22 protein-coding genes are annotated in these 20210 nt (G+C 60.5%); 13 read left to right on the forward strand and 9 right to left on the reverse strand.

Annotated elements, in window-relative coordinates; translation table 11 throughout:
• Nucleotides 1-21: 21 nt before the first annotated feature.
• From HB633_RS17150 to HB633_RS17165, 4 genes are all read left to right on the forward strand, one after another.
• Nucleotides 22-948 carry a LysR family transcriptional regulator gene (locus HB633_RS17150; protein ID WP_213779360.1) on the forward strand — a complete coding sequence of 309 codons (927 nt, stop codon included), beginning with the start codon at nt 22-24 and terminating at the stop codon, nt 946-948.
• 378 nt (nt 949-1326) lie between these two features.
• Nucleotides 1327-2424 carry a TIGR03118 family protein gene (locus HB633_RS17155; protein ID WP_213779361.1) on the forward strand — a complete coding sequence of 366 codons (1098 nt, stop codon included), beginning with the start codon at nt 1327-1329 and terminating at the stop codon, nt 2422-2424.
• Between the two features lie 292 nt (nt 2425-2716).
• On the forward strand, nt 2717-3508 hold the full coding sequence (locus HB633_RS17160) for a lysine/arginine/ornithine ABC transporter substrate-binding protein (RefSeq protein WP_213779362.1): 792 nt from the start codon (nt 2717-2719) through the stop codon (nt 3506-3508).
• 258 nt (nt 3509-3766) lie between these two features.
• Nucleotides 3767-4882: a succinylglutamate desuccinylase/aspartoacylase family protein gene (locus HB633_RS17165; protein ID WP_213779363.1), complete on the forward strand. Its 1116-nt coding sequence runs from the start codon at nt 3767-3769 to the stop codon at nt 4880-4882.
• A gap of 760 nt (nt 4883-5642) precedes the next feature.
• Here the strand turns inward: HB633_RS17165 and HB633_RS17170 are convergent.
• On the reverse strand, nt 5643-6551 hold the full coding sequence (locus tag HB633_RS17170) for a LysR family transcriptional regulator (RefSeq protein WP_213779364.1): 909 nt from the start codon (nt 6549-6551) through the stop codon (nt 5643-5645).
• 142 nt (nt 6552-6693) lie between these two features.
• Here HB633_RS17170 and HB633_RS17175 point away from each other — a divergent pair, with 142 nt between their 5' ends.
• A complete protein-coding gene (locus HB633_RS17175) occupies nt 6694-7458 on the forward strand; it encodes an SDR family oxidoreductase (protein ID WP_213779365.1) in 765 nt (254 codons plus the stop codon).
• Nucleotides 7459-7471: 13 nt separating this feature from the next.
• On the opposite strand, the gene HB633_RS17180 is transcribed toward HB633_RS17175, so the two are convergent.
• Nucleotides 7472-7795, reverse strand: coding sequence for a hypothetical protein (locus HB633_RS17180; protein ID WP_213779366.1), 324 nt, complete (start codon nt 7793-7795; stop codon nt 7472-7474).
• A 152-nt stretch (nt 7796-7947) separates the two neighbouring features.
• Between HB633_RS17180 and HB633_RS17185 the strand changes: the two genes are divergently transcribed.
• Entirely contained in the window at nt 7948-8169 is a 222-nt protein-coding gene (locus HB633_RS17185) for a hypothetical protein (protein WP_213779367.1), read from the forward strand.
• A 90-nt stretch (nt 8170-8259) separates the two neighbouring features.
• Complete coding sequence (gene folE / locus HB633_RS17190) at nt 8260-8907, forward strand: GTP cyclohydrolase I FolE (protein WP_213779368.1); 648 nt, start codon at nt 8260-8262, stop codon at nt 8905-8907.
• A gap of 29 nt (nt 8908-8936) precedes the next feature.
• Here the strand turns inward: folE and epsC are convergent, their stop codons facing one another.
• Nucleotides 8937-9890, reverse strand: a complete 954-nt coding sequence (epsC, locus tag HB633_RS17195) for a serine O-acetyltransferase EpsC (RefSeq protein ID WP_213779369.1) — start codon at nt 9888-9890, stop codon at nt 8937-8939.
• Nucleotides 9891-10024: 134 nt separating this feature from the next.
• Entirely contained in the window at nt 10025-10270 is a 246-nt protein-coding gene (locus tag HB633_RS17200; protein ID WP_213779370.1) for a hypothetical protein, read from the reverse strand.
• 287 nt (nt 10271-10557) lie between these two features.
• Between HB633_RS17200 and HB633_RS17205 the strand changes: the two genes are divergently transcribed.
• On the forward strand, nt 10558-11172 hold the full coding sequence (locus HB633_RS17205) for a DUF3005 domain-containing protein (protein WP_213779371.1): 615 nt from the start codon (nt 10558-10560) through the stop codon (nt 11170-11172).
• 59 nt (nt 11173-11231) lie between these two features.
• Here the strand turns inward: HB633_RS17205 and HB633_RS17210 are convergent, their stop codons facing one another.
• The gene (locus HB633_RS17210; protein ID WP_213779372.1) at nt 11232-11405 is read right to left on the reverse strand and encodes a hypothetical protein; all 174 of its coding nucleotides are present in this window, start codon (nt 11403-11405) and stop codon (nt 11232-11234) included.
• A 298-nt stretch (nt 11406-11703) separates the two neighbouring features.
• Here HB633_RS17210 and HB633_RS17215 point away from each other — a divergent pair, with 298 nt between their 5' ends.
• The 3 genes from HB633_RS17215 (at nt 11704) to HB633_RS17225 (ending at nt 13248) form a co-directional block, all read left to right on the forward strand.
• Nucleotides 11704-12132 (forward strand): hypothetical protein, encoded by a 429-nt coding sequence (locus HB633_RS17215; RefSeq protein ID WP_213779373.1) that lies wholly within the window; start codon nt 11704-11706, stop codon nt 12130-12132.
• 85 nt (nt 12133-12217) lie between these two features.
• Entirely contained in the window at nt 12218-12817 is a 600-nt protein-coding gene (locus HB633_RS17220; protein ID WP_213779374.1) for a short chain dehydrogenase, read from the forward strand.
• A complete protein-coding gene (locus HB633_RS17225) occupies nt 12817-13248 on the forward strand; it encodes a GNAT family N-acetyltransferase (protein ID WP_213779375.1) in 432 nt (143 codons plus the stop codon). The genes HB633_RS17220 and HB633_RS17225 overlap by 1 nt, the downstream gene beginning before the upstream one ends.
• A gap of 4 nt (nt 13249-13252) precedes the next feature.
• Here HB633_RS17225 and HB633_RS17230 read toward each other — a convergent pair whose 3' ends face one another.
• The 4 genes from HB633_RS17230 to HB633_RS17245 all read right to left on the reverse strand — a co-directional run bounded on the left by HB633_RS17230 (nt 13253) and on the right by HB633_RS17245 (nt 17092).
• A complete protein-coding gene (locus tag HB633_RS17230; RefSeq protein ID WP_213779376.1) occupies nt 13253-14182 on the reverse strand; it encodes an SMP-30/gluconolactonase/LRE family protein in 930 nt (309 codons plus the stop codon).
• 19 nt (nt 14183-14201) lie between these two features.
• Entirely contained in the window at nt 14202-15779 is a 1578-nt protein-coding gene (locus HB633_RS17235; protein ID WP_213779377.1) for an aldehyde dehydrogenase (NADP(+)), read from the reverse strand.
• Between the two features lie 33 nt (nt 15780-15812).
• Entirely contained in the window at nt 15813-16628 is an 816-nt protein-coding gene (gene otnI, locus HB633_RS17240) for a 2-oxo-tetronate isomerase (RefSeq protein WP_213779378.1), read from the reverse strand.
• Nucleotides 16629-16753: 125 nt separating this feature from the next.
• A complete protein-coding gene (locus HB633_RS17245; protein ID WP_213779379.1) occupies nt 16754-17092 on the reverse strand; it encodes a thioredoxin family protein in 339 nt (112 codons plus the stop codon).
• A 135-nt stretch (nt 17093-17227) separates the two neighbouring features.
• Here HB633_RS17245 and HB633_RS17250 point away from each other — a divergent pair, with 135 nt between their 5' ends.
• Both HB633_RS17250 and HB633_RS17255 read left to right on the forward strand, forming a co-directional pair.
• Nucleotides 17228-18736, forward strand: coding sequence for a HAMP domain-containing sensor histidine kinase (locus tag HB633_RS17250; RefSeq protein ID WP_213779380.1), 1509 nt, complete (start codon nt 17228-17230; stop codon nt 18734-18736).
• Nucleotides 18721-20145 carry a sigma-54 dependent transcriptional regulator gene (locus HB633_RS17255; protein ID WP_213779381.1) on the forward strand — a complete coding sequence of 475 codons (1425 nt, stop codon included), beginning with the start codon at nt 18721-18723 and terminating at the stop codon, nt 20143-20145. The genes HB633_RS17250 and HB633_RS17255 overlap by 16 nt, the downstream gene beginning before the upstream one ends.
• The last annotated feature ends 65 nt before the right edge of the window (nt 20146-20210 follow it).

Raw genomic sequence — 20210 nt, forward strand, 5'->3', positions numbered from 1 at the left:
TGATGACGGGAAGGCATGCCCATGAGTTTCGACGAAAAAATACTGAACGGCATGGGTGTGTTGAGCGCGATCGTCGATAGCGGCAGTTTCGCCGCCGCAGGCGAAGCACTCGATATGTCGCAGTCCGGCGTCAGCCGAGCAGTTGCGCGGCTCGAAGCACGGCTCGGTATCAGGCTCTTCGACCGGACCACACGTTCGGTGACGCTCACCGACGAAGGGCGCCGCTTCTACGAACAGATCGTGCCTTTGCTCAGCGGACTCGAAGAGGCTGCAGCATCGGCGTCGCTCGGCGCGAGCGCCGTGCGCGGACGCTTGCGTGTGAACATCGACCCGTTTTTCTCGCGTCTCTTTCTCGGTTCGCGGCTTGGTGCCTTCGTAGAAAAATATCCCGACCTGCAACTCGATCTGATCACAAGGGACCAGCTCAGCGATATGGTCGCCGACGGTTTCGATCTTGCCGTGCGGTTCGGCGAACCACGCGAGTCCTCGCTGATTGCGCGAAAGCTACTGGAGACGCGGATTATCACAGTGGCGTCGCCTGCGTACATCAAGAAGTACGGACGGCCGCTCGCGCCTGCGGACCTCGAACACGAACCGCATACGTGCATCAACTTTCGTGACCCGGAAACGGGCCGTCCGTTTCCTTGGGAATTTCATCGGGGCAAGAAGAAGGTCGTTATCTCGGCGCGCGGACGTCTGAGCCTCAACGACGTGGGGACCATGCATGGCGTGTGTCTCGCCGGTCATGGAATTGCCCAGGTCCTGGCGCTCGGCGTCGAGCAGTTGCTTGCAAGCGGACGGCTGATCGACCTCTTTCCCGATTGGGCCGATGAGACCTTCCCGCTTTATGCCGCGTATCCGTCGCGGCATCACTTGCCGGCGAAGGTGCGCGCGTTCTTCGACTTTCTCGTGTCGCTAACCGGCGTGCCGCTGGAAGACGAGGTCTAACGGACCGGTCACGCCGCGCCTTATCACCCTCATGTCGTTTCTTATCGTGGAGTTTTGACCGTTCTGCGCTAACGGTTCAGGCCGCAGGTTTATTCCATCGCATTCAAAAAAAATAAATGAGCCGCCGATGCGCTCTGCAAATGCCGCGGGACCGTCGCCTTAGTTAGGAACACAGATAAACTTTCCGTGGAAATACTTTGGAATAAATCATTCGATGCGCGCGTTCAGAGTGAGACGTTCGGACGCTTGAAGGAGACAGGCAACCGGCTGCGCATGCAGCGGACGCCCGTGTCCGGCGAATCCATGTCGTCTGTTCTCCGGCCCTCAACAACGAGGCGGCCGTGTGAACACCACTCATACCGCAAGAGGAGAATTCCAATGAAACTTAAGCAGAAGCTTGCCTTGTCCGTGATGCTGGGACTTACCGTTGCAACGCTGGCGGCATGCGGCGGCAGTGATTCCAATTCGAACAACAACACGGCGGTGACGGGCCCGTTCAAGACCACTTTGCTGGTATCGGACGGCAGCACGCCAGCCGCCCATACCGATGCCAACCTGGAGAACGGCTGGGGCATCGCATTTAATCCCACGGGCGTCATGTGGGTGTCGGACAATGCCACGAGCAAGTCCACGCTGTACGACGGCAACGGCGTGCCGCAATCGCTCGTTGTCACCATTCCGGCTGCTGCGAACGGCCGCCCGGGCGGCCCGACGGGCATCGTGTTCAACACCAGCACGGACTTCCAGATCAGCGCGAACGGCGCGACGAGCAACGCGCTGTTCATGTGGGCGACGGAAGCCGGCACCATCGCGGGCTGGTCGCCCAAGGTGCTGCCGACGACCGCCGTCATCGCCTTCGACGACGGCGCGGGCGCCGCGGTCTACAAGGGCCTCGCGATCGGCAAGAACGCGACCGGCAACTTCCTGTACGCGACCGACTTCCATAACAACAAGGTCGACGTCTTCGATAAAAACTTCAGCAAGGTCCAGCTCGCCGGCAGTTTCCAGGACCCGTCGCTGCCAGCCGGCTTTGCACCGTTCGGCATCAACGTGACGGGCACGACGGTCACGGTGACGTACGCAAAACAAGGCACGGATGGCCGCAAGCAGGTCAACGGCGCGGGTAACGGCGTGATCGATACCTTCGATACCGACGGCCGCTTCATCAAGCGCATCGCTTCTGGCGGTGCGCTGAACTCGCCGTGGGGTATCGCAATGGCGCCAGCCAACTTCGGCGCGGCGAGCAACGACTTGCTGATCGGCAACTTCGGCGACGGCACCATCAACGCGTTCAATCCGGCCACGGGCGCGTTTATCGGCGCATTGACGCAGGCGGACGGCACGCCGGTCAAGCAGACGGGCATCTGGGGCATGTCGTTCGGCAATAACGCAGCAAGCCAGCCGACCAACACGCTGTTCTTTGCAGCAGGCCCGACCCCGACGACCGGCATTTATGGCCGTATCGATGCGCAGTAAGTAGATCAGGAACCGATCGCTGCCGCCGGCCACGCGGCGGCAGCAAAACGCGCCACACAAAAAAGCACCGATTTACTCGCACACGCCGAAGAGGCCCGTCAATCAACGGTCTTGAGATTTACTATCGGGGCTTTCACTAACTCCCAGATTTTTTTGGCTTGGTAACCTGCTGCGATTCTATTGCGGACACAATCCGCGGAATGTAAGCCGTCCGGCGGTGAGGGACCTCGCGCCGGGCGAACCTGGACAGCAACCTGTCCGGGACGTACCGACCACCTATGGAGTAAAAACAGTGAAAAAACTGCTCGCGGCTTTGACGATCTCTTTGCTTGCCGTCACATCGATCACCTCCGTCACCGCCAATGCGAAGGATTACTCGACCATCCGTTTCGGCGTCGACGCCAGCTACGCCCCGTTCGAATCGAAAGGTCCGGATGGCAAGCTGGTCGGGTTCGACATCGATCTCGGCAATGAAATCTGCGCGCGCCTGAAGGCGAAGTGCGTATGGGTGGAAAACGATTTCGACGGCATGATTCCGGCTCTGAAGGCCAAGAAGTTCGACGGCGTTCTTTCGTCGATGTCCATGACGCCCCAGCGCGCCGAACAAATTGCGTTCTCGAGCAAGCTGTTCAACACGCCGACGCGCCTGATCGCCAAGAAGGGCAGCGGCATCCTGCCGACGCCTGAAGGCCTGAAGGGCAAGACGGTCGGTGTGGAACAAGGCACCATCCAGGAAACCTACGCCAAGACCTACTGGGCAGCCAAGGGTGTGACGGTTACCCCGTACCAGAACCAGGACGGCGTGTACGCCGACTTGCTGGCAGGACGTCTGGACGCAGCGCTGCAGGACGCAGTGCAAGCCGATGTCGGCTTCCTGAAGACCCCGCGCGGCGCCGGTTATGACTTCGTAGGCAAGGATCTCGTCGATGAAAAGATTTTGGGCAACGGTGCTGGTATTGGCCTGCGCAAGGAAGACACCGACCTGAAGGCGCAGATCGACAAGGCCATTGCGTCGATCATCAAGGACGGCACGTACAAGAAGCTCGAAAAGAAATATTTCGACTTCGACGTGTACGGCGGCTGATCAGCACCTAAGTTGCTTCGAAAAACGGGCTCCGCGTCGTCGCGGAGCCCGTTTTGTTTTAGCAGTCCACACGCGCTGCGTGAGGCGGCAACGCCGTTTTCGGCTAAGATCGAAGGTCCGGAGCAGGCGGCATCGAGGTCGAACCGGGCCCGCAGCACGCGCCTCAACCGTGGGTCTACGCCGCCCCGCTCTCCTGAACACGCCGATATCACTCATCGAAGCGCGAAGCCTTGACGGCACGTCGCGCGTCCGACCACCATGCAAACCAAAACGCACACCCTGATTTCACCGTCGCTTGGCACGAGCCGCAATATCCTGAGCTTTCATTACGGCCCCGGTGGCGGCGAGAAGATCTACATTCAGTCCTCGCTGCACGCCGACGAACTGCCCGGCATGCTGACCGCATGGCGCTTGCGCCGCCAGCTCGCCGAACTGGAAACCGCGGGCAAGCTGCGCGGTGAAGTGGTGATCGTGCCGGTGCCGAACCCTATCGGCCTGAACCAGAACATGCACGGCACGTTGCTCGGCCGGTTCGAGCTCAACAGCGGCCACAATTTCAACCGCAATTTCCATGATCTCGGCGCGCTGATTGCGTCGCGTATCGAGGGCAGGCTTTCGGGCGATATCAACGAAAACAAGCGCGCCGTACGCGAAGCCATGCGCGCTGCGCTCGACGAACAAACGCCGCAGACCGAACTCGAATCGCAACGCCTTGCATTGCAAAAGCTCTCATACGACGCCGATGTCGTGCTCGACCTGCACTGCGATCTCGACGCCGCGCTGCATATCTACACGAACCCTGACATCTGGGAAGAAGTCGAACCGCTCGCGCGTTATCTGGATTCGAAGGCGTCGCTGCTTGCGCTGAATTCGGTGGGCAATCCCTTCGATGAAATCCACAGCTTCTGCTGGTCGGATCTGCGCGCGAAATTCGGCGAGCGTTTTCCGATCCCTAACGGCGGCATTTCGGTGACGGTGGAATTGCGCAGCCAGCACGACGTATCGTATGAATTCGCCGATGCCGACGCGCAAGGGATCATCAACTATCTGATGCATCGCGGCGTGATCGACGCGCCCGCGCCCGCCATGCCCGAGTTGTCGTATCCGGCAACGCCGCTTGCCGGGGCTGAGCCGATCGTCGCTCCCGCGAGTGGCGTGCTCGTTTTTCGCGCGAAAGTAGGCGCCATGGTGAAGGCCGGTGAGGCGGTGGCCGATGTGATCGACCCGCTTTCCGATACCGTCACGACCCTGTACAGCACGGTGTCGGGGATCTTGTACGCGCGGCAGATCGCGCGCTTCACGACGGCCGGGATGGAAGTCGCGCGCATTGCGAGTGCTACGGCTTTCCGGACGGGATCGTTGTTATCGGCTTAGGGGGTTGCTGGCGCTTGGGGGGGCGGGGGGAGTGCTGGGTTCCTGCTGCTTGGTCTTCGCGCGTTCCGTTCTAGTTGTTCTCTTTAGCACTATTAGCCACTGTGCGTGGCGGCACTTCATTTCTTTGTCCAACGGCGACAAAGAAACGAAGCAAAGAAAACGCCTTTCAACCGCTAATTCTTAAGTGTCCACAGCGTGCAGTGACAACTGTTTGGTACCCCAAAAGCACGCTCAGCGCATAACAACGAACAGTTGAAACCCTCCCCCTCCGTCAACGGCAACCCACACGCTTCGCCACCAGTGTGGGAATCCATCAACCAGGCTTCCGCGCTGCGCGCGCTGATGCCCAAACCGAAGGGTCGGCCGTGCCGGTGACGAGGCTTTGAATTCAAGTTGCTTTGGATCTATTGGGCTATTCCGTTGTTATGCGTAGGCCAGGTTTCCGTATTAACGGATTCCACACTGGTGGCGAAGCGTGTGGGTATCTGTTGACGGAGCGGGAGGGTTTCAGCTGTCCGGCGTTATGCGCCGAGCGTGCTTTTGGGGTACCAAACCGTTGTCACTGCACGCTGGGGACACTTATGTGCCCTCGTTTGGAAGGCGTTTTCTTTGCTTCGTTTCTTTGTCGCCGTTGGACAAAGAAATGAAGTGCCGCCACGGACAGTGGCTAATAGTGCTAAAGAGAACAGCTAAGACAGAACGCGCGAAGACCTAAAAAGCAGGACCCCACCGCACCCCACCCCCACCCCCACCCCCACCCCTACCCCCTATCCCACGGCGGCACGCCACCCATCGCCTCAACCAGAAAATCGATCATCACGCGCACGCGTGAACTCAAATGCCGGCGGCTCGGATACATGGCCAGCACATCGATATCCGCCATATGAAACGCCGGCATCAGCGCAACCAGCCGCCCCGCGCGCAAATCGCCGCCAATGATGAACGTCGGCTGCCAGATCACGCCCAGTCCGCTGAGCGCCGCCGCACGCGCGGTATCGCCGTTATTCGTATGCATCCGACAATTCACCCGGACGTTGTGCGGTTTTTCGTCGGCATCGAGAAACTGCCAGTCATCGCCGCTCGCCGCGTAGGTATAACCAATGCACCGATGCTCGACCAGATCCGCGGGCTTCTCGGGCAAACGCCGGCCCTTGAGATATTCCGGCGATGCACACAGCACATTGCGCGACGCCGCAAGCTTGCGCGCAGCGTTTCCCATCGACCCGGTTCGCGAAATGCGGATCGCAAGGTCATAGCCTTCATCGACAATATCCACCACGCGATCGACCAGCGCCACATCCAGTTCCACATCCGGATACCGGCGCATGAACTCAGGCCACAAGGGCGCCAGCTGCAGCACGCCGAAGCTCAGCGGCGCGTTGATGCGCAAGCGCCCGCGCGGCTCCGCCGTCGACGATGAAACCAGCCCTTCGGTCTCGGCGAGGTCATCAAGTATGGTCACGCAGCGCTCGTAAAGCGCCTCGCCGCCGGACGTCAGCGACAACCTTCGCGAACTGCGGTTGAGCAGCCGTGTCCCGAGATGCGCCTCCAGCTCCACGATATATCGCGTCACGTTCGCCGGCGATGTATCGAGCGCATCGGCCGCGCGCGTGAAGCTGCCGCGTTTCACCACGGCCACGAAGACTTCATAAGCGCGCAGTCTATCCATCGCTGTCTCCGGTCAAGATTCACAAAAGCTGAACGATAAGACCATCTTCCGTGCCTGTTCGCAAGCCTTCGCTGCGCTTACATTGCGTCACATGGACCGGGGCATCGGGCGCCGGGCAAATTGAACCAATCGGAGAATCATCATGAATCGGCTTTCAGGAAAAGTGGCTATCGTGACGGGCGCGAGCGCCGGAATTGGCCGCGCGACGGCAAAACTGTTTGCAGCGGAAGGTGCGAAACTCGTGCTGGCTGCGCGCCGCGCGACGGAACTCGAAACACTCGTCGCCGAGATCAAGGCGGATGGCGGAGAAGCTGTGTATCTCGCCGGTGATGTGCAATCGGAAGATTATGCGAAGGCGGTCGTCGCGCTGGCGATCGAAAAGTTCGGCCGGCTCGATGTCGCTTTCAACAACGCCGGCACGCTGGGAGAAATGGGGCCGTCGGTGTCGGTATCGAAGGAAGGATTTGAAAGCGCGCTCGGCACCAACCTGACCAGCGCGTTCCTCGGCGCGAAGCATCAAGTCCCCGCAATGCTCCTGAATGGCGGCGGTTCGATCATCTTCACATCGACGTTCGTAGGTTATTCGTTCGCGTTCCCCGGCACGGCGGCGTATGCGGCAAGCAAGGCCGGGTTGATCGGCCTCACCCAAGCGCTGGCCGCCGAGTATGGCGCGGAAGGCGTGCGGGTGAACGCGGTGCTCCCGGGCGCCGTCGATACCCCCATGTATCGCGACATGAACAATACCGCCGAGTCGCAAGCGTTCATCACGAACCTGCACGCGTTGAAGCGCGTCGCGACGCCGGAAGAACTCGCGCGCTCGGTGCTGTATCTTGCATCCGATGATTCATCGTTCGTGACCGGCACGGCGTCTTTGGTCGATGGCGGCATTTCGATTACACGCACGTAAGAGCCGCGATGTTTCAGGCTGGACGGATCGCGTTGCCATACGTCTCGACGATCCGCCGGTCCTGTTCATCGGGCGAAAACTGCTCCCATTCGATGCCGTTTATATCGCGTGTTTTCGCAAAACCCGCTGCTGAATCGTCTTCGAAGCCAATGTGTCGAAGCAATCCCACTTTCGCAGGATCGCTTGTTTGGTTGATCGAGAAGTTCAGCAGATCGGTGCGCCACATTGCGTAGGCGCCTGGTACGACGGCGGTCGGCGCCTGGCCAAGACGTTGCGAATAATCCGCGATCGAAGCATCGAGGCTGCCAACGGCGAGCGCAATGTGAAAACGTTTCATGAGGCGGTCCCTTGTGGATGACTGTGCAGCCACTCTAACGCCCGAAATGCAGCCCAAACAGTTGGGCGTATATCCTGGTATGACATCTACCCTGCCCGCAGAAGGAACGCCCCTTGCGCGCGTCATCTTGTCACTCACCTACGGAGACCGCCATGACCGACAAGCCGACCGATACCAATTACGCGGGCCGATCGCAAGAAGAACGCCGGGCGCAGCGCAAGGGCGAAAAGCAGCCCGCGCAGCAGCAACCGGGCGGCCCAATGGCCGAAGAAGGCACGGAACCCGACAAGAACAATAGTTCGGGCAAGTTATCCGATGAAGGAAAAAAAACCTGGCAAACGGGTTCGGGCATCGACGGAGGGGGTAAAGCCTGAAGAACCCGACATTGGACCGGGGTCTTATCGATGAGAAAACGTGGAACAATGGGGGCTTCATGACTTCGCTACAAGCATCTGGAGCCTTCAATGAGCGCCACGCGCACCAACCCCGACGCGTCCCCGGACATCCGCGATCAATCTGATCGTCCGAGCCGCGAAGAAGCCGAAGCCGCCGTTCGCGTGCTGATCAAATGGGCCGGTGACGATCCCGCCCGCGAAGGTCTTATCGATACCCCCGCACGCGTGGTCCGGTCTTACGAAGAGTTTTTCGCGGGCTATGCGCAAAATCCCCGCGACATCCTCGCGCGCACGTTCTCCGAAGTGCAGGGCTACGACGAAATGATCGTGCTCAAGGACATCCGCTTCGAAAGCTATTGCGAACATCACATGGTGCCGATCATCGGGCGGGCACACGTGGCGTATCTGCCGCGCGAACGCGTGGTGGGAATTTCGAAGCTGGCGAGGCTCGTGGATGCGTTCGCGAAGCGCCTGCAGATCCAGGAAAAGATGACGGCGCAGATCGCCGATACGCTCGAAGAAGTCCTTCAGCCGCTAGGCGTGGGCGTGATCCTGGAAGCATCGCATCAATGCATGTCCACGCGCGGTGTGCATAAGGCGGGCGCGTCCATGGTGACGTCGCGCATGCTGGGCACCTTCCGCGACGACCCGTCCACCCGCCGCGAATTTCTCGCTATCGTTGGACATCCGAGCGGCTTCAGCGTGTCGAATAGCTGAAGCCCAGGGCGGCCGCTTCAGTGGCCGCTTCAGCCGCCGCCCTCGGGCGCCACGCCCTCGCCCACTTCGCGGATCTTGCCCTGCGAGACGCTGCTGCCCGGCGGCACGCTATGGGTGAGCCAGACGTTGCCGCCAATCACCGATCCCCGCCCAATGGTCACGCGCCCAAGAATGGTCGCGCCGGCATAGATGACCACGTGGTCTTCCACGACCGGATGCCGCGCGTTGCCCTTGACGAGCACGCCATCGTTGCCGGCCGGGAAGCTCTTCGCGCCAAGCGTCACCGCCTGATACACGCGCACATGTTCGCCAATCACGGCTGTCTCGCCAATCACGACACCCGTCCCGTGGTCGATAAAAAAGCTCGGCCCGATTGTGGCGCCTGGATGGATATCGATACCTGTCGCCGAATGCGCAATCTCGTTGATAAAGCGCGCGAGCAGCGGCACGCCGAGCTTGTGCAACGCATGCGCCAGCCGATGATGCGTCATGGCCCACACACCGGGATAGCACAGCAGGATTTCCGTGATGTGCTGCGCGGCCGGGTCGCCGGTGAACGCAGCCTGGATATCGCTCACCAGAAGCGCGCGAATGCCAGGCAATTGCGAACCGAACTCGCGGGCGAGTTCGAACGCATGCGTGCCCAGTTCGGCATCGCTGAGATCGTGATTTTCGGGCAGGAAACGCAGCGCACGCCGGATCTGTTCTGCAAGAAGGCGCAACGTACTTTCGAGCGTATGACCAACGTAGTAATCCACGCTTTCGGCTGTCAGATCGGCAGCGCCGTAATGCGTGGGAAAGAGCGCGGAACGCAGGCCATTGACGATCTTGACAATTGCTTCACGCGACGGCAACTCGCGAATACCAAGCGGATGGCGCGTGCGATGCAGTTGCTCGCGTGACGCGCGCAGGTCGGCCACGATCTTGTCGAGGCCCCATTCGTGGGATGAAGCCAAAGCTTCGGGGGAAACGGTTTTGGGCATGTCTCGGAGCTTGAGCGGTGTACGCCATAAAGGCACGTTCTAATCGATGCCCCGAGATTAACCGTTTTTTCGCCGATATGCCGGACCTGGCGCACGGCCGATTCCGCCACACCTCGCCGTTACGTGCTGCAGGGTCAGGACTTTGGATCCGCTTTCACATGACTGGCGTCGATCCATCGGACGGCCCAGTCTCTTGCGTGCGCGATGGCTTCATCGGCGTTGCCGAAGCGCAGGTCAGCGGGAAAGAAACGATTTGCGACCAGTTCACCGTCGCTGGACCGCGAGATCACGACGTACGGTTGAAAACAGCCATCGCCCTGACGCGCGGGCGCGCAATTCAGTAGATATCCACGATGTGAAAACGCATCGTCGTATTGCATTAGTCACCCCCATTTTTTAAGTGCCTCGCTGGATTCGCGATGGTCATCTCCTGCTCGCTCACGTACACGTTGTCAGTATGGTCCGGTAACGTGCGCGGGCCCGGCGAACAACAAATCATACTCTTGCAGAATGGCATGTTCGACTGAAAAAAATCGATTGCGTTTAGAACATTTACTGATGATTTATCCCGTTGTTTATTCCATTCGCCTACCGCAAGGCTCGTGCGCGCTCCGGAATAGTTCTTGCGTCCTATGCCCGGATCAATCAAGCCGAGGCGGAGTGAACCATGGACAACACGCAAAACAACGAGTCGCAGGACAAGCAAACCCAACGCGCCGCTGACAGCCCGTTGAAAAAGCCGGAAACGGAAACCGCGCACGCAAACACGGGCGATGTCGCCGCCGCAGCAAAGAGCAATCAGGCGGGTCCGCGGCAGGATGAGGAGACGCGCAATGCACCGAAGGACGAAGGCGGCCCGATCAGCGAACTCAACATCACGCGCCATGCAATCGATGTGCTCAACGACGACACGCTGGACGACACCGTTGACGCCGACGCCAAGAATCGTGATGCCTCGCGGGATGAATTTCTGATCGAGGAGAATCCAAATGCGTTCGTTGGCGTCAATGCATCGCTCGTGAATTCACACTTCGAACAAGGCGATGGCCTGGGCGGTTTCGATAGCCGTCCTGTGCGCAACGGCCTCGCACTCAAACTGGAGAATGGCTTCAGCGTGGTGGATAAAGGCATGATCGCGCCCGACGCGGAAGAGGTGGAGCGGCAGTACGACTTCGTGGATCGCGATGCACGCGGCGATACGTTACGCGGACGCAAGCACTACGCGGTCAATCACGTTCGTCCTTCAAGGCTGATCGAAATCCAGCGGCGTGATAAGTCCTGAATACGCTATAGATCGCTGAGAGCAAAAAAAGACCGCGCTGAATTCAGCGCGGTCTTTATTTATTTGGCTTTCGACTTGTTCTTGTCGTCGTCCGATTCGATGCGTGTCACACCGCCCGTGGATGGCGGATCGCTTGCTGGGAATGTGTCCTCGACGGCTTTATCGACGTCGTCTTCCCCGCGTTCCGAATGCGGGTTCTGTTCCTTGGGCTCATGGGATTGCGCGGTGCTCATAAATGCTCCTTTTTTCGTTCAGCTTCGGTCGATCCGGTTCGCTGGGTCACTGTGTAAAGCCTGCCATTGCAAAGGAAAACCATGTAATGGAGCAATGCCGCTGCCGTTGCTCCTTTGGAACGGGACGTTGGCCACGACACGCGTTTCTTCAGGCAAATCCGCCTCCAGCGGGCTTAAAGCTTTGAAAGCAAGCGATGTTCCCAGGTTTGAACACAGCTGGCATGCCTCGTGCATCAAGGGACCGCGGGTCAGACAAAAGCATCGGAAATTCCAAAAAAAGTACGCCACGGGACCAGACATGACTACGACCAATACCTATTCGAACGAAGCCGCGCCGCAAAGCACGTCACGCTCATTCGATCTGCACGCACCCTGGACACAACAGGCGCTCTCGACCGCAATTGCGTGTCTGGGCGTGGCCTACGTACTCTCGTGGGCTGAAATGGGACTTGCGTTGATGGTTGGTCCGGACGAACCGCTCGCGCCGCTGGTTGCATCGCGAATACTGGTTGGCGGCTTGTACGCTTGCGTCGCAATGCGCTTTCAGTGGGCGCGGTGGACGGCAATTGCACTTGGCGTTGCTTCGGTCGCGATTGTCGGACCGATGCTTGCCGCCGAGTGGAGAGTGCTGCCGACGGCCGCCGTCGTTACCGGCGCGGTGCTGGTGGCCAAACTGGCGGCATCGATCTTCTTGCTTTCACCGAACGCCGCGCACGAGAAGGATTGAAAGCGCGGCGCCGAGCGCCGCGTCTTGTTCAAGCCGCCGTAAAAACGCACAATGAGAGCCCATTTCTTTCTTCGATGAGCCTCTCATGAAAATTGCCGTCATCGGTGCAACCGGCACAGTTGGCCGCGCCGTCCTCGCTGAATTCGCTCCGCGCCACGAAGTGTTCGAGATCGGCGCCACGCGCGGTGCGCATCGCGTGGACCTGACGAATATCGATAGCGTTCATGCGCTTTTCAAATCGATCGGACAGGTCGATGCCATCGTCGCAACCGCCGGCCATGTGCATTTCGGCGAGCTTTCCCAGATGACATCCGAACAATTTCGCATTGGCCTTAATGACAAGCTCATGGGCCAGGTCGATCTCGTGCTCCACGCACAGCGATATTTGAACGATGGTGGCTCATTCACGTTGACGAGCGGAATCGTTGGGGACGAACCCATCAAATACGGCGCGAGCGCGGCGGCCGTCAACGGCGCAATTGAAGGTTTCGTGCGCGGCGCCGCCATCGAACTGCCGCGCGGCCTGCGCATCAACGTGGTCAATGCGACCATGCTCGAAGAAGCGCGCGAATCGTTCGGCCCGTACTTCCGTGGCTTCGAAGCCGCGTCGGGCGCACGCGTTGCATTGGCGTATAGCCGCAGCGTGGAAGGGCTCGAAACCGGCCGCGTCTACAAGGTGCGTTGATGACGACTGAATGGCTTCGCGGTGATTATCGTGTGACGACGGATATCGATGATTTCGACTTCGATGTCGTGCATCGGTACTTGAGTGAAGTCGCGTACTGGTCGCCGGGCATCGCACGCGAAAAGGTCGAACGCGCGGCGCGTCATTCGATTGCGTTCGGACTTTTTCATCGTGGCGTTCAGATTGGTTACGCGCGCGCGATCACGGATACGGTGAGCTTCGCGTATCTTGCCGATGTGTTCGTCTTGCCCGAAAGTCAGGGCGACGGCCTCGGCATCTGGCTCGTGGAATGCGTACTCTCGCATCCTGATCTGCAGGGGTTGCGGAAGATGCTGCTGACAACTTCGAGCGCGCATACGCTGTATGCGCGCTTTGGTTTTGCCGTGGTAGCCGAACCGCACAAGCTGATGGAAAAACGCGCGGCGCCTTGAGACGTCAGCCGCCCTTCACGCCCTGGGTATTGACGTAGAGCGAATACAGGCCGTGACTTGCAGCCATGAACAAGCGGTTGCGGTGACGGCCGCCAAAACATACGTTGGCGCAACGCTCGGGCAATGCAATATGCCCGATCGCTTCACCCTTCGGCGTAAAGATGCGCACGCCGTCGAGTTCGTCGCTGCCCATGCCCCAGCCGCACCAGAGGTTGCCATGGATATCGACGCGAAAACCATCGGGCGTACCGTCACGGGCGTCGATCACCACGCGTGAATCCTTGAACGAAAGGCCATCGGGCGCCATCTCGTACGCAAGGATCTCACGCGGCGATGCGCGTGAATCGACCACATAAAGCACGGACTCATCGGGCGAAAACGCGAGTCCGTTCGGACCGGCGAGATCAGAAATCATCAACGTGATTTCACCGCTCTTTCCGTCCACTCGATACACCCCCGGCGTCAACTCCGGCGTCTTTTGTTCGCCTTCATAGAAGCCGTCGATGCCGAAGGTCGGATCGCTGAACCAGATGGAACCATCGGATTTGACGATGAGGTCATTGGGAGAATTGAGCGGCTTGCCCTGGTATTGATCGGCGATGACCGTGATCGATCCGTCGTATTCGGTGCGTGTCACGCGGCGCGTCAAGTGCTCGCACGTCACCAGCCGGCCTTCGCGGTCACGCGTGTTGCCGTTCGCGTTGTTCGAGGGCTTGCGGAACGTGCTGACAACGCCCGTCTCCTCATCCCATCGAAGCATGCGGTTGTTCGGAATGTCGCTCCACAAAAGCGAACGTGTGTCGCCGAACCAGACCGGGCCTTCCGACCATCGAGCGCCCTGATAAAGACATTCCACCGATGCCGCCGTCACGCGCAGCTTGTTGAATCGTTCGTCGAGTACGCGCACGGCGGGATCGGGATAACGGCGCTCCATCAAGATAAAGTCTCCTTGTTCAATTGGGTCCAAGTTCGCCATCGCGCAAACGCCACAGGCTCAGCGGATTGTCGTCCTGAAGTGCAAGCGGCAGCAAGGCCGCCGGCAAGTCCTGATAACACACCGGCCGCAGGAAACGCTCGATTGCCATTGCGCCAACGGACGTCGCGCGGCTGTCCGAGGTCGCGGGATACGGGCCGCCATGCACCATTGCATACGATACCTCGACGCCCGTCGGAAAGCCGTTTGCAAGAATGCGCCCGGCCTTACGCTCGAGGATGGGCATCAGGCGGCGTGCGAACGGGACGTCATCGTTTTCCAGCTGCAGCGTAGCGGTCAACTGGCCTTCGATACGCCGCGTCAAGTCCAGCATTTCGTCTTCATCGCGGCAAATCACGATCAGCGCGGTCGGCCCGAAGATCTCATCCTCCAGATGCGGCGTGTCCGCAAAACGCTCGGCGCTGACGCTAAAAAGCGCAGGCAACGCGGCGAAGGGCGCATCGGTTTCGGCACCGGTCGCGATACGCTCGACGCCGGATTTGTCGCGTTGTGCGATGCCCTCCTGGTACGCCGAGGCGATCCCCGCCGTGAGCATGGTCTGCGCGCCCTTCTTCTCCAGCGCGCTCACCGCATAATCGATAAACCCCTGCAAATGCGGTCCTTCCAGTGCAAGCACGAGTCCCGGGTTCGTGCAAAACTGGCCGACGCCCAACGTGACCGAATCCACAAATCCGTTTGCAAGCGGCTCCGCGCGTGCGGCCAGCGCGCCGGGCAGAACGAAGAATGGATTGATGCTGCTCATTTCGGCGAAGACGGGAATCGGTTCGCGCCGCTTCGACGCAATCTCGATCAACGCCAGACCGCCGCGCCGCGAGCCAGTGAATCCCACGGACTTGATGGCCGGATGCGCGACCAGCGCTTCGCCAATCTCGTTGCCAGCGCCCACTACAAGGGAGAACACGCCCTCAGGCAAACCGATGTCCGATACCGCTTTTTGTATCGCGCGTCCGACCATCTCGGATGTGCCCAGATGCGCGGGATGTGACTTGACGACGACCGGACATCCGGCGGCAAGCGCGGCGGCCGTATCGCCGCCGGCCACCGAAAACGCCAGCGGGAAATTGCTCGCGCCGAAGACCGCAACCGGGCCAACGGGAATCTTCTGCAGACGCAGATCAGGGCGCGGCAACGGCTTGCGATCGGGCTGCGGCGAGTCGAGCGTGGCGCTCAACCAGCGTCCTTCACGCACAAGCGAGGCAAACAGTTTCAGTTGCCCGACCGTGCGGCCGCGCTCGCCTTCGAGACGCGCTTTTGGCAACGAAGATTCAGCGTGCGCGCGCTCGATGAGCGCATCGCCGAGTTCAACAATGTTGTCCGCAATTGCTTCAAGAAACTGCGCGCGTGTTTCGAGCGGCGCAAGCCGGTACGTATCGAAGGCTTGTTCGGCCAGCTCGGCCGCACGCGCAACTTCCTTTGCTCCGCCAGCGCCGAACGCCGGCTTCAAATCGATGTTATGCGCGGCATCGAAGGCGTGCAGCGTCGCGTCTGTTCCACGCACCGCCGTTTTACCGATCAACATTTCGCCCGTGATCTGCATGTGAGTTTCTCCTTGAAAGTTTCGAACGCGCCGTCAGCCTGCACGCGCTGCGTGACCGGAATGTTGATTAAGCTTAAGCCATCCCAAGCCGTCGGAAGTTCCCGCGCGCGGCCGGTATTCGCATCCAATCCAGCCGCTGTAACCGAGTGAATCGATGAGATCGAACAGGTACGGATAGTTCACCTCGCCCGTATCCGGCTCGTTGCGGTAGGGTACGCCTGCGACCTGTATATGGCCGATCCCCGCATTGCGCCGCTTCATGTCGCGCCGCAATTTCACAGCGAGATCGCCTTCCGTGATCTGGCAGTGGTAGCAATCGAACTGGACCTGAAGATTTGGCGCGCCGATTTCGCCGCAGATCGCTTGTGCCTCGTCCTGCCGGTTGAGGAAAAAGCCCGGCATGTCGCGCGTGTTGATCGGTTCAATCACGATGGTCACATGCGCGGAAGCAGCCATGTTCGCCGCGAGCGCGAGATTCTTAAGATATACCTCGCGATGTTGCTCACGCGATTCTCCCGGCGCGATGAGACCGGCCATCACATGCAACTTGTCGTTGCCAAGGATGCGCGCATAGTCGAGCGCAATGTCCATGCTGCGCTTGAATTCGTCCTCACGTCCCGGCAGCGATGCAAGCCCGCGTTCCCCGCCGCTCCAGTCGCCCGGCGGCGCATTGAACAGCGCCTGTTTGAGCGCGTTATCGTCCAGTTGCGTCCTGATGTCGGACGGCGGGAATTCGTATGGAAACAGAAACTCCACGGCCTTGAACCCGTCGCGTGCCGCCGCCGAAAAGCGGTCGATAAATGCGTGCTCGTTGTACATCATCGTGAGATTGGCGGCGAAACGCGGCATGGTGATTCTCCTGCTGAGAAACAACGGTTGCCAATAAGCGTGCAACTCTCGCGCCCGCTCTCACCGATGATATTGCCCGCCTCCTCGCCGACGATGCTCGGTACAAACCCTCGCCGGAGATGGCTTTACGTGGAAGAAGCCTGGCCGATCAGCGCAAATGCATCCCGTATCTCCGATACGTCGTGTGGCCGGACCAGCCGCGCAACCTCGCGCCCGTTGTCCAGAAAAACCAGTGTCGGCCAGAGTTTGACCCGAAAGGAACGGCCAAGCGGCCGGCCGCTGCCGTCCTCGATCTTCAGGTGCCGAACGTCGGCATGATCGTTGAACGCCTGCGCGATCAATGGCTGGGCCGCTTTGCAGTAACCGCACCAGTTGGTGCCGAACTCGATAACCGACGGGCCTTGCAGCGCGTCGACATCCGCGCGCGGCGGCGCGTCCGGTGTGTATTCGGTTGCCATCGCCATGAGTGATGCTCCATTTAACGGATTACAGACATTCTATTGAGCAACGAGTCTGCCCGCTTGGAACGTACGCGCGGCATGAACAGAACCCCGGCAAGATTCTTGCTGTAATGCTGCACCTTCTCTCGCGCTCCTTACATGCCCGCTTCTTCCGCGCGCCTTTCATTTTCCAGCCAGCTAGCGGTTTTCTGGGCCCTCGTGGCAGTCATGTGCGCGCTGCTTTGCGCGCTGGTGCTGTTCATGGCGCGGGAGAACGCGGGAAGGCGTATCGACGCCGCCCGCGAACGCAGCGTGGCCGGCTGCCAGGCGGTGGCGTCGCGCTACGATCTTTCCATCGATAACAATCGAGATGCCGATCCGCATACGGACCTGATGCACGCGATTCTCGACGTAGTACTCGCCCAAATGCCCGGGGTGGAAGGCGGTTTCTGGCGCAATGCGGGCACTGAGCGCGGCGTATTCGACGCCTACGCATTTCCCACCTACGAGGGCAGCGGCATCAAGCGCGATGTGCCCGACGCCGAGACGCCGCTCATCCTGCGGACGTTGCGCGCGGCGGCGGCGAAACAAACGACGTCGACCGATGTAGTCAGTGGCCAGCAGGACGCGGTGATCGTGGCGGCGTGTCCGGTGCCGCATCGCCCGGCGTTGCTCGCGTGGACGCTCACGCGCTCGCAGCCTTCGCTAGGCGCCTCTGGCCGCAGCCTTCTTGCCGCACTTGCAGTGCTGCTTGCTGGCATTGTCGGGATTGCGATTGCTCTGGGTGTGCGGTTGCGGCGCTGGCGCGCGCAGCTCGCTTCAGTGGAACGCAGCGTCGCGCAACATGCAAGCGCCCAGCCGGACGGTACTGCCCTTATCGCAGAACCAATTGGGAAGACTGGCGAGCCGGAGCTGGATCGCATCGTGGAAGCGTTCAACACCCACGCAGCGCGCACTGCGGCGCTGCGGTCTCAGACGGCCGACCTGAATGCCCGGCTCGCGCAAGCCGAGCGTTTTTCAGCGCTTGGCAGGCTCGCCGCGCAGATTGCACACGAGATCCGCAATCCGATCGGCGCAATGCGGCTCAAGGCAGAAAATGCCCTTGCCGGCGATGAAAACCGCAAGCAGCGCGCGCTTGCCACAATCCTTGAGCAGATTCATCGGGTGGAAGAGCAGCTTTCAGGCTTGCTGGCCCTTACGCAGCCTGTGCGGGTCGACGCGCGGCCCGTGGCAGTGCGCGCGTGGCTGGACGAACGCGTCGCGCTGCACAGGGAAGCGGCGGCGAACGCAGACGTCGCGCTGACGATCATCGAAGGGACGGCCCCGACGCCTGCTCTGGCCTTCTTCGATCCCGCGCAATTGTCGCGCGCACTCGATAACCTCGTGCTGAACGCCCTGCGTCATACGCCGCAAGGCGGCAGCGTGACGATTCATGCGTCGCAGGTTGGCGACACGCTGCGCGTGGACGTTGCCGACGATGGCCCTGGCGTGCCTCAAGCCGAGCGTGAACGCATCTTCGAACCTTTCGTCACGGGTCACGCCGCCGGGTCGGGACTGGGTCTGGCCGTGGTGCGCGAGATTGCAGCCGCACACGGCGGCCGAGCGTTTTATGAAGCGCGCCAAACGGGCGCGTGTTTTGTCATCGAGATTCCATGGCGCACATCCTGATAGTCGACGACGACAGCGCTTTTCGCGAGAGTCTCGCCGAGACGCTGACTGACATGAGCCACGATACGCTCGAAGCGGCAAGCCCGGGCGAGGCGCTCGCGCTGCTCGAAAGCATCGAACCGATCGACTGCGTTTTCCTGGATCTGCGGATGCCCGATGGCATGGCGCAAAAATCGAACTCGAACTCGGGCGGCGGTCTGGAGGTGCTCGAACGATTGCGCGACATGCCCGCGCGCGCGGACTTGCCGGTCGTCGTGCTCACCGCGTTCGCCACCAGCGACAACACGGTACGCGCCATGCGCCTGGGCGCGTTCGATCATCTCGCGAAGCCCATCGGCCGGGATCAGATCGCCGCATTGCTGAAGAAGATCGAGCTGTCGCAGCCGGGCTTCGGCGTTTGCGCGTCGATGCAAGCCGATCCTTCGGAGATATCCGATGAAGCCCGCGACGCGCACAGCACACCACGCCTGCTAGGTTTCAGCGACGCGTTGCGCGACGTCCAGAAAAGTATCGGCCGCGCTGCAGCAACGGGGGCCACCGTGCTGATCAACGGCGAAACCGGCACCGGCAAGGAAGTCGCGGCGCGCGTGCTGCACGATGCATCGGATAGGCGGCAAGCGCCGTTTATCGCGGTCAATTGCGCGGCGATTCCCGCCGATCTGCTCGAAAGCGAACTCTTCGGGCATGCGAAAGGCGCGTTCACGGGCGCGGTCTCGGAGCGGATTGGCCGCTTTACCCAGGCAGACGGCGGCACGCTTTTCCTCGATGAAATCGGCGACTTGCCGTGGCCGCTTCAGGCAAAGCTATTGCGCGTGATCCAGGAACGCACGGTGACGCCGGTCGGAAGCAACAAGCAAGTCGGCATTGATGTACGGATCGTGGCCGCCACGCATCGCGACCTGCAGGCGGAGGTTGCCGCGCAGCGATTCCGGGAGGATTTGTTTTATCGGCTGAATGTGATTCCCATTCACTTGCCGCCGCTGCGTGAACGTCCTGCGGATATCGCGCCCCTTGCCGCTCATTTTCTTGCCGTTGCGGCAGCCGGTTCGACGCGCCCGAAAACGCTCGGCGACGGCGCCAAAAGCAAACTACTGCAACATGCGTGGCCCGGCAACGTTCGCGAACTCAAGAATGCGATGGAGCGCGTCTTCGCGCTGGCGCGCGGGCCAGTCGTCGTTGCAGACGATCTCGCATTTCTCTCGCACACGCCGTCTTCCGGCGATACAGCCACAGGTCTGCCCGCCGCGTGGTTCGACCTGTCGCTTTCCGATGCAGTGGAACAACTGGAACGGCTCGCGATTACACATGCGCTTTCGGCTGCATCGGGTAACCGTGCCGAAGCTGCACGACGGCTCGGTATCAGCCGGCAGTCGCTTTACACGAAGCTGGCGGCCTACGGATTGGGATGATGACGTGCTGTCCAGATTCGCGACATCGACTGTCGGAAAATTGGACACATGCATTCGGGCGATTA

This window comes from Caballeronia sp. dw_276, from assembly GCF_018449635.1.
Taxonomy (GTDB): domain Bacteria; phylum Pseudomonadota; class Gammaproteobacteria; order Burkholderiales; family Burkholderiaceae; genus Caballeronia.

Bases quoted from the DNA above. Each gene is read 5' to 3' on its own strand.
- HB633_RS17205 (WP_213779371.1), top strand. From the start codon at position 10,558: ATGGACAACACGCAAAACAACGAGTCGCAGGACAAGCAAACCCAACGC.
- HB633_RS17220 (WP_213779374.1), top strand. From the start codon at position 12,218: ATGAAAATTGCCGTCATCGGTGCAACCGGCACAGTTGGCCGCGCCGTC.
- HB633_RS17150 (WP_213779360.1), top strand. From the start codon at position 22: ATGAGTTTCGACGAAAAAATACTGAACGGCATGGGTGTGTTGAGCGCG.
- HB633_RS17245 (WP_213779379.1), bottom strand. From the start codon at position 17,092: ATGGCGATGGCAACCGAATACACACCGGACGCGCCGCCGCGCGCGGAT.
- folE (WP_213779368.1), top strand. From the start codon at position 8,260: ATGAGCGCCACGCGCACCAACCCCGACGCGTCCCCGGACATCCGCGAT.
- HB633_RS17165 (WP_213779363.1), top strand. From the start codon at position 3,767: ATGCAAACCAAAACGCACACCCTGATTTCACCGTCGCTTGGCACGAGC.
- HB633_RS17200 (WP_213779370.1), bottom strand. From the start codon at position 10,270: ATGCAATACGACGATGCGTTTTCACATCGTGGATATCTACTGAATTGC.
- HB633_RS17155 (WP_213779361.1), top strand. From the start codon at position 1,327: ATGAAACTTAAGCAGAAGCTTGCCTTGTCCGTGATGCTGGGACTTACC.
- HB633_RS17180 (WP_213779366.1), bottom strand. From the start codon at position 7,795: ATGAAACGTTTTCACATTGCGCTCGCCGTTGGCAGCCTCGATGCTTCG.
- HB633_RS17225 (WP_213779375.1), top strand. From the start codon at position 12,817: ATGACGACTGAATGGCTTCGCGGTGATTATCGTGTGACGACGGATATC.
- HB633_RS17185 (WP_213779367.1), top strand. From the start codon at position 7,948: ATGACCGACAAGCCGACCGATACCAATTACGCGGGCCGATCGCAAGAA.
- HB633_RS17230 (WP_213779376.1), bottom strand. From the start codon at position 14,182: ATGGAGCGCCGTTATCCCGATCCCGCCGTGCGCGTACTCGACGAACGA.
- HB633_RS17210 (WP_213779372.1), bottom strand. From the start codon at position 11,405: ATGAGCACCGCGCAATCCCATGAGCCCAAGGAACAGAACCCGCATTCG.
- HB633_RS17175 (WP_213779365.1), top strand. From the start codon at position 6,694: ATGAATCGGCTTTCAGGAAAAGTGGCTATCGTGACGGGCGCGAGCGCC.
- HB633_RS17255 (WP_213779381.1), top strand. From the start codon at position 18,721: ATGGCGCACATCCTGATAGTCGACGACGACAGCGCTTTTCGCGAGAGT.
- HB633_RS17235 (WP_213779377.1), bottom strand. From the start codon at position 15,779: ATGCAGATCACGGGCGAAATGTTGATCGGTAAAACGGCGGTGCGTGGA.
- HB633_RS17215 (WP_213779373.1), top strand. From the start codon at position 11,704: ATGACTACGACCAATACCTATTCGAACGAAGCCGCGCCGCAAAGCACG.
- HB633_RS17170 (WP_213779364.1), bottom strand. From the start codon at position 6,551: ATGGATAGACTGCGCGCTTATGAAGTCTTCGTGGCCGTGGTGAAACGC.
- otnI (WP_213779378.1), bottom strand. From the start codon at position 16,628: ATGCCGCGTTTCGCCGCCAATCTCACGATGATGTACAACGAGCACGCA.
- epsC (WP_213779369.1), bottom strand. From the start codon at position 9,890: ATGCCCAAAACCGTTTCCCCCGAAGCTTTGGCTTCATCCCACGAATGG.
- HB633_RS17250 (WP_213779380.1), top strand. From the start codon at position 17,228: ATGCCCGCTTCTTCCGCGCGCCTTTCATTTTCCAGCCAGCTAGCGGTT.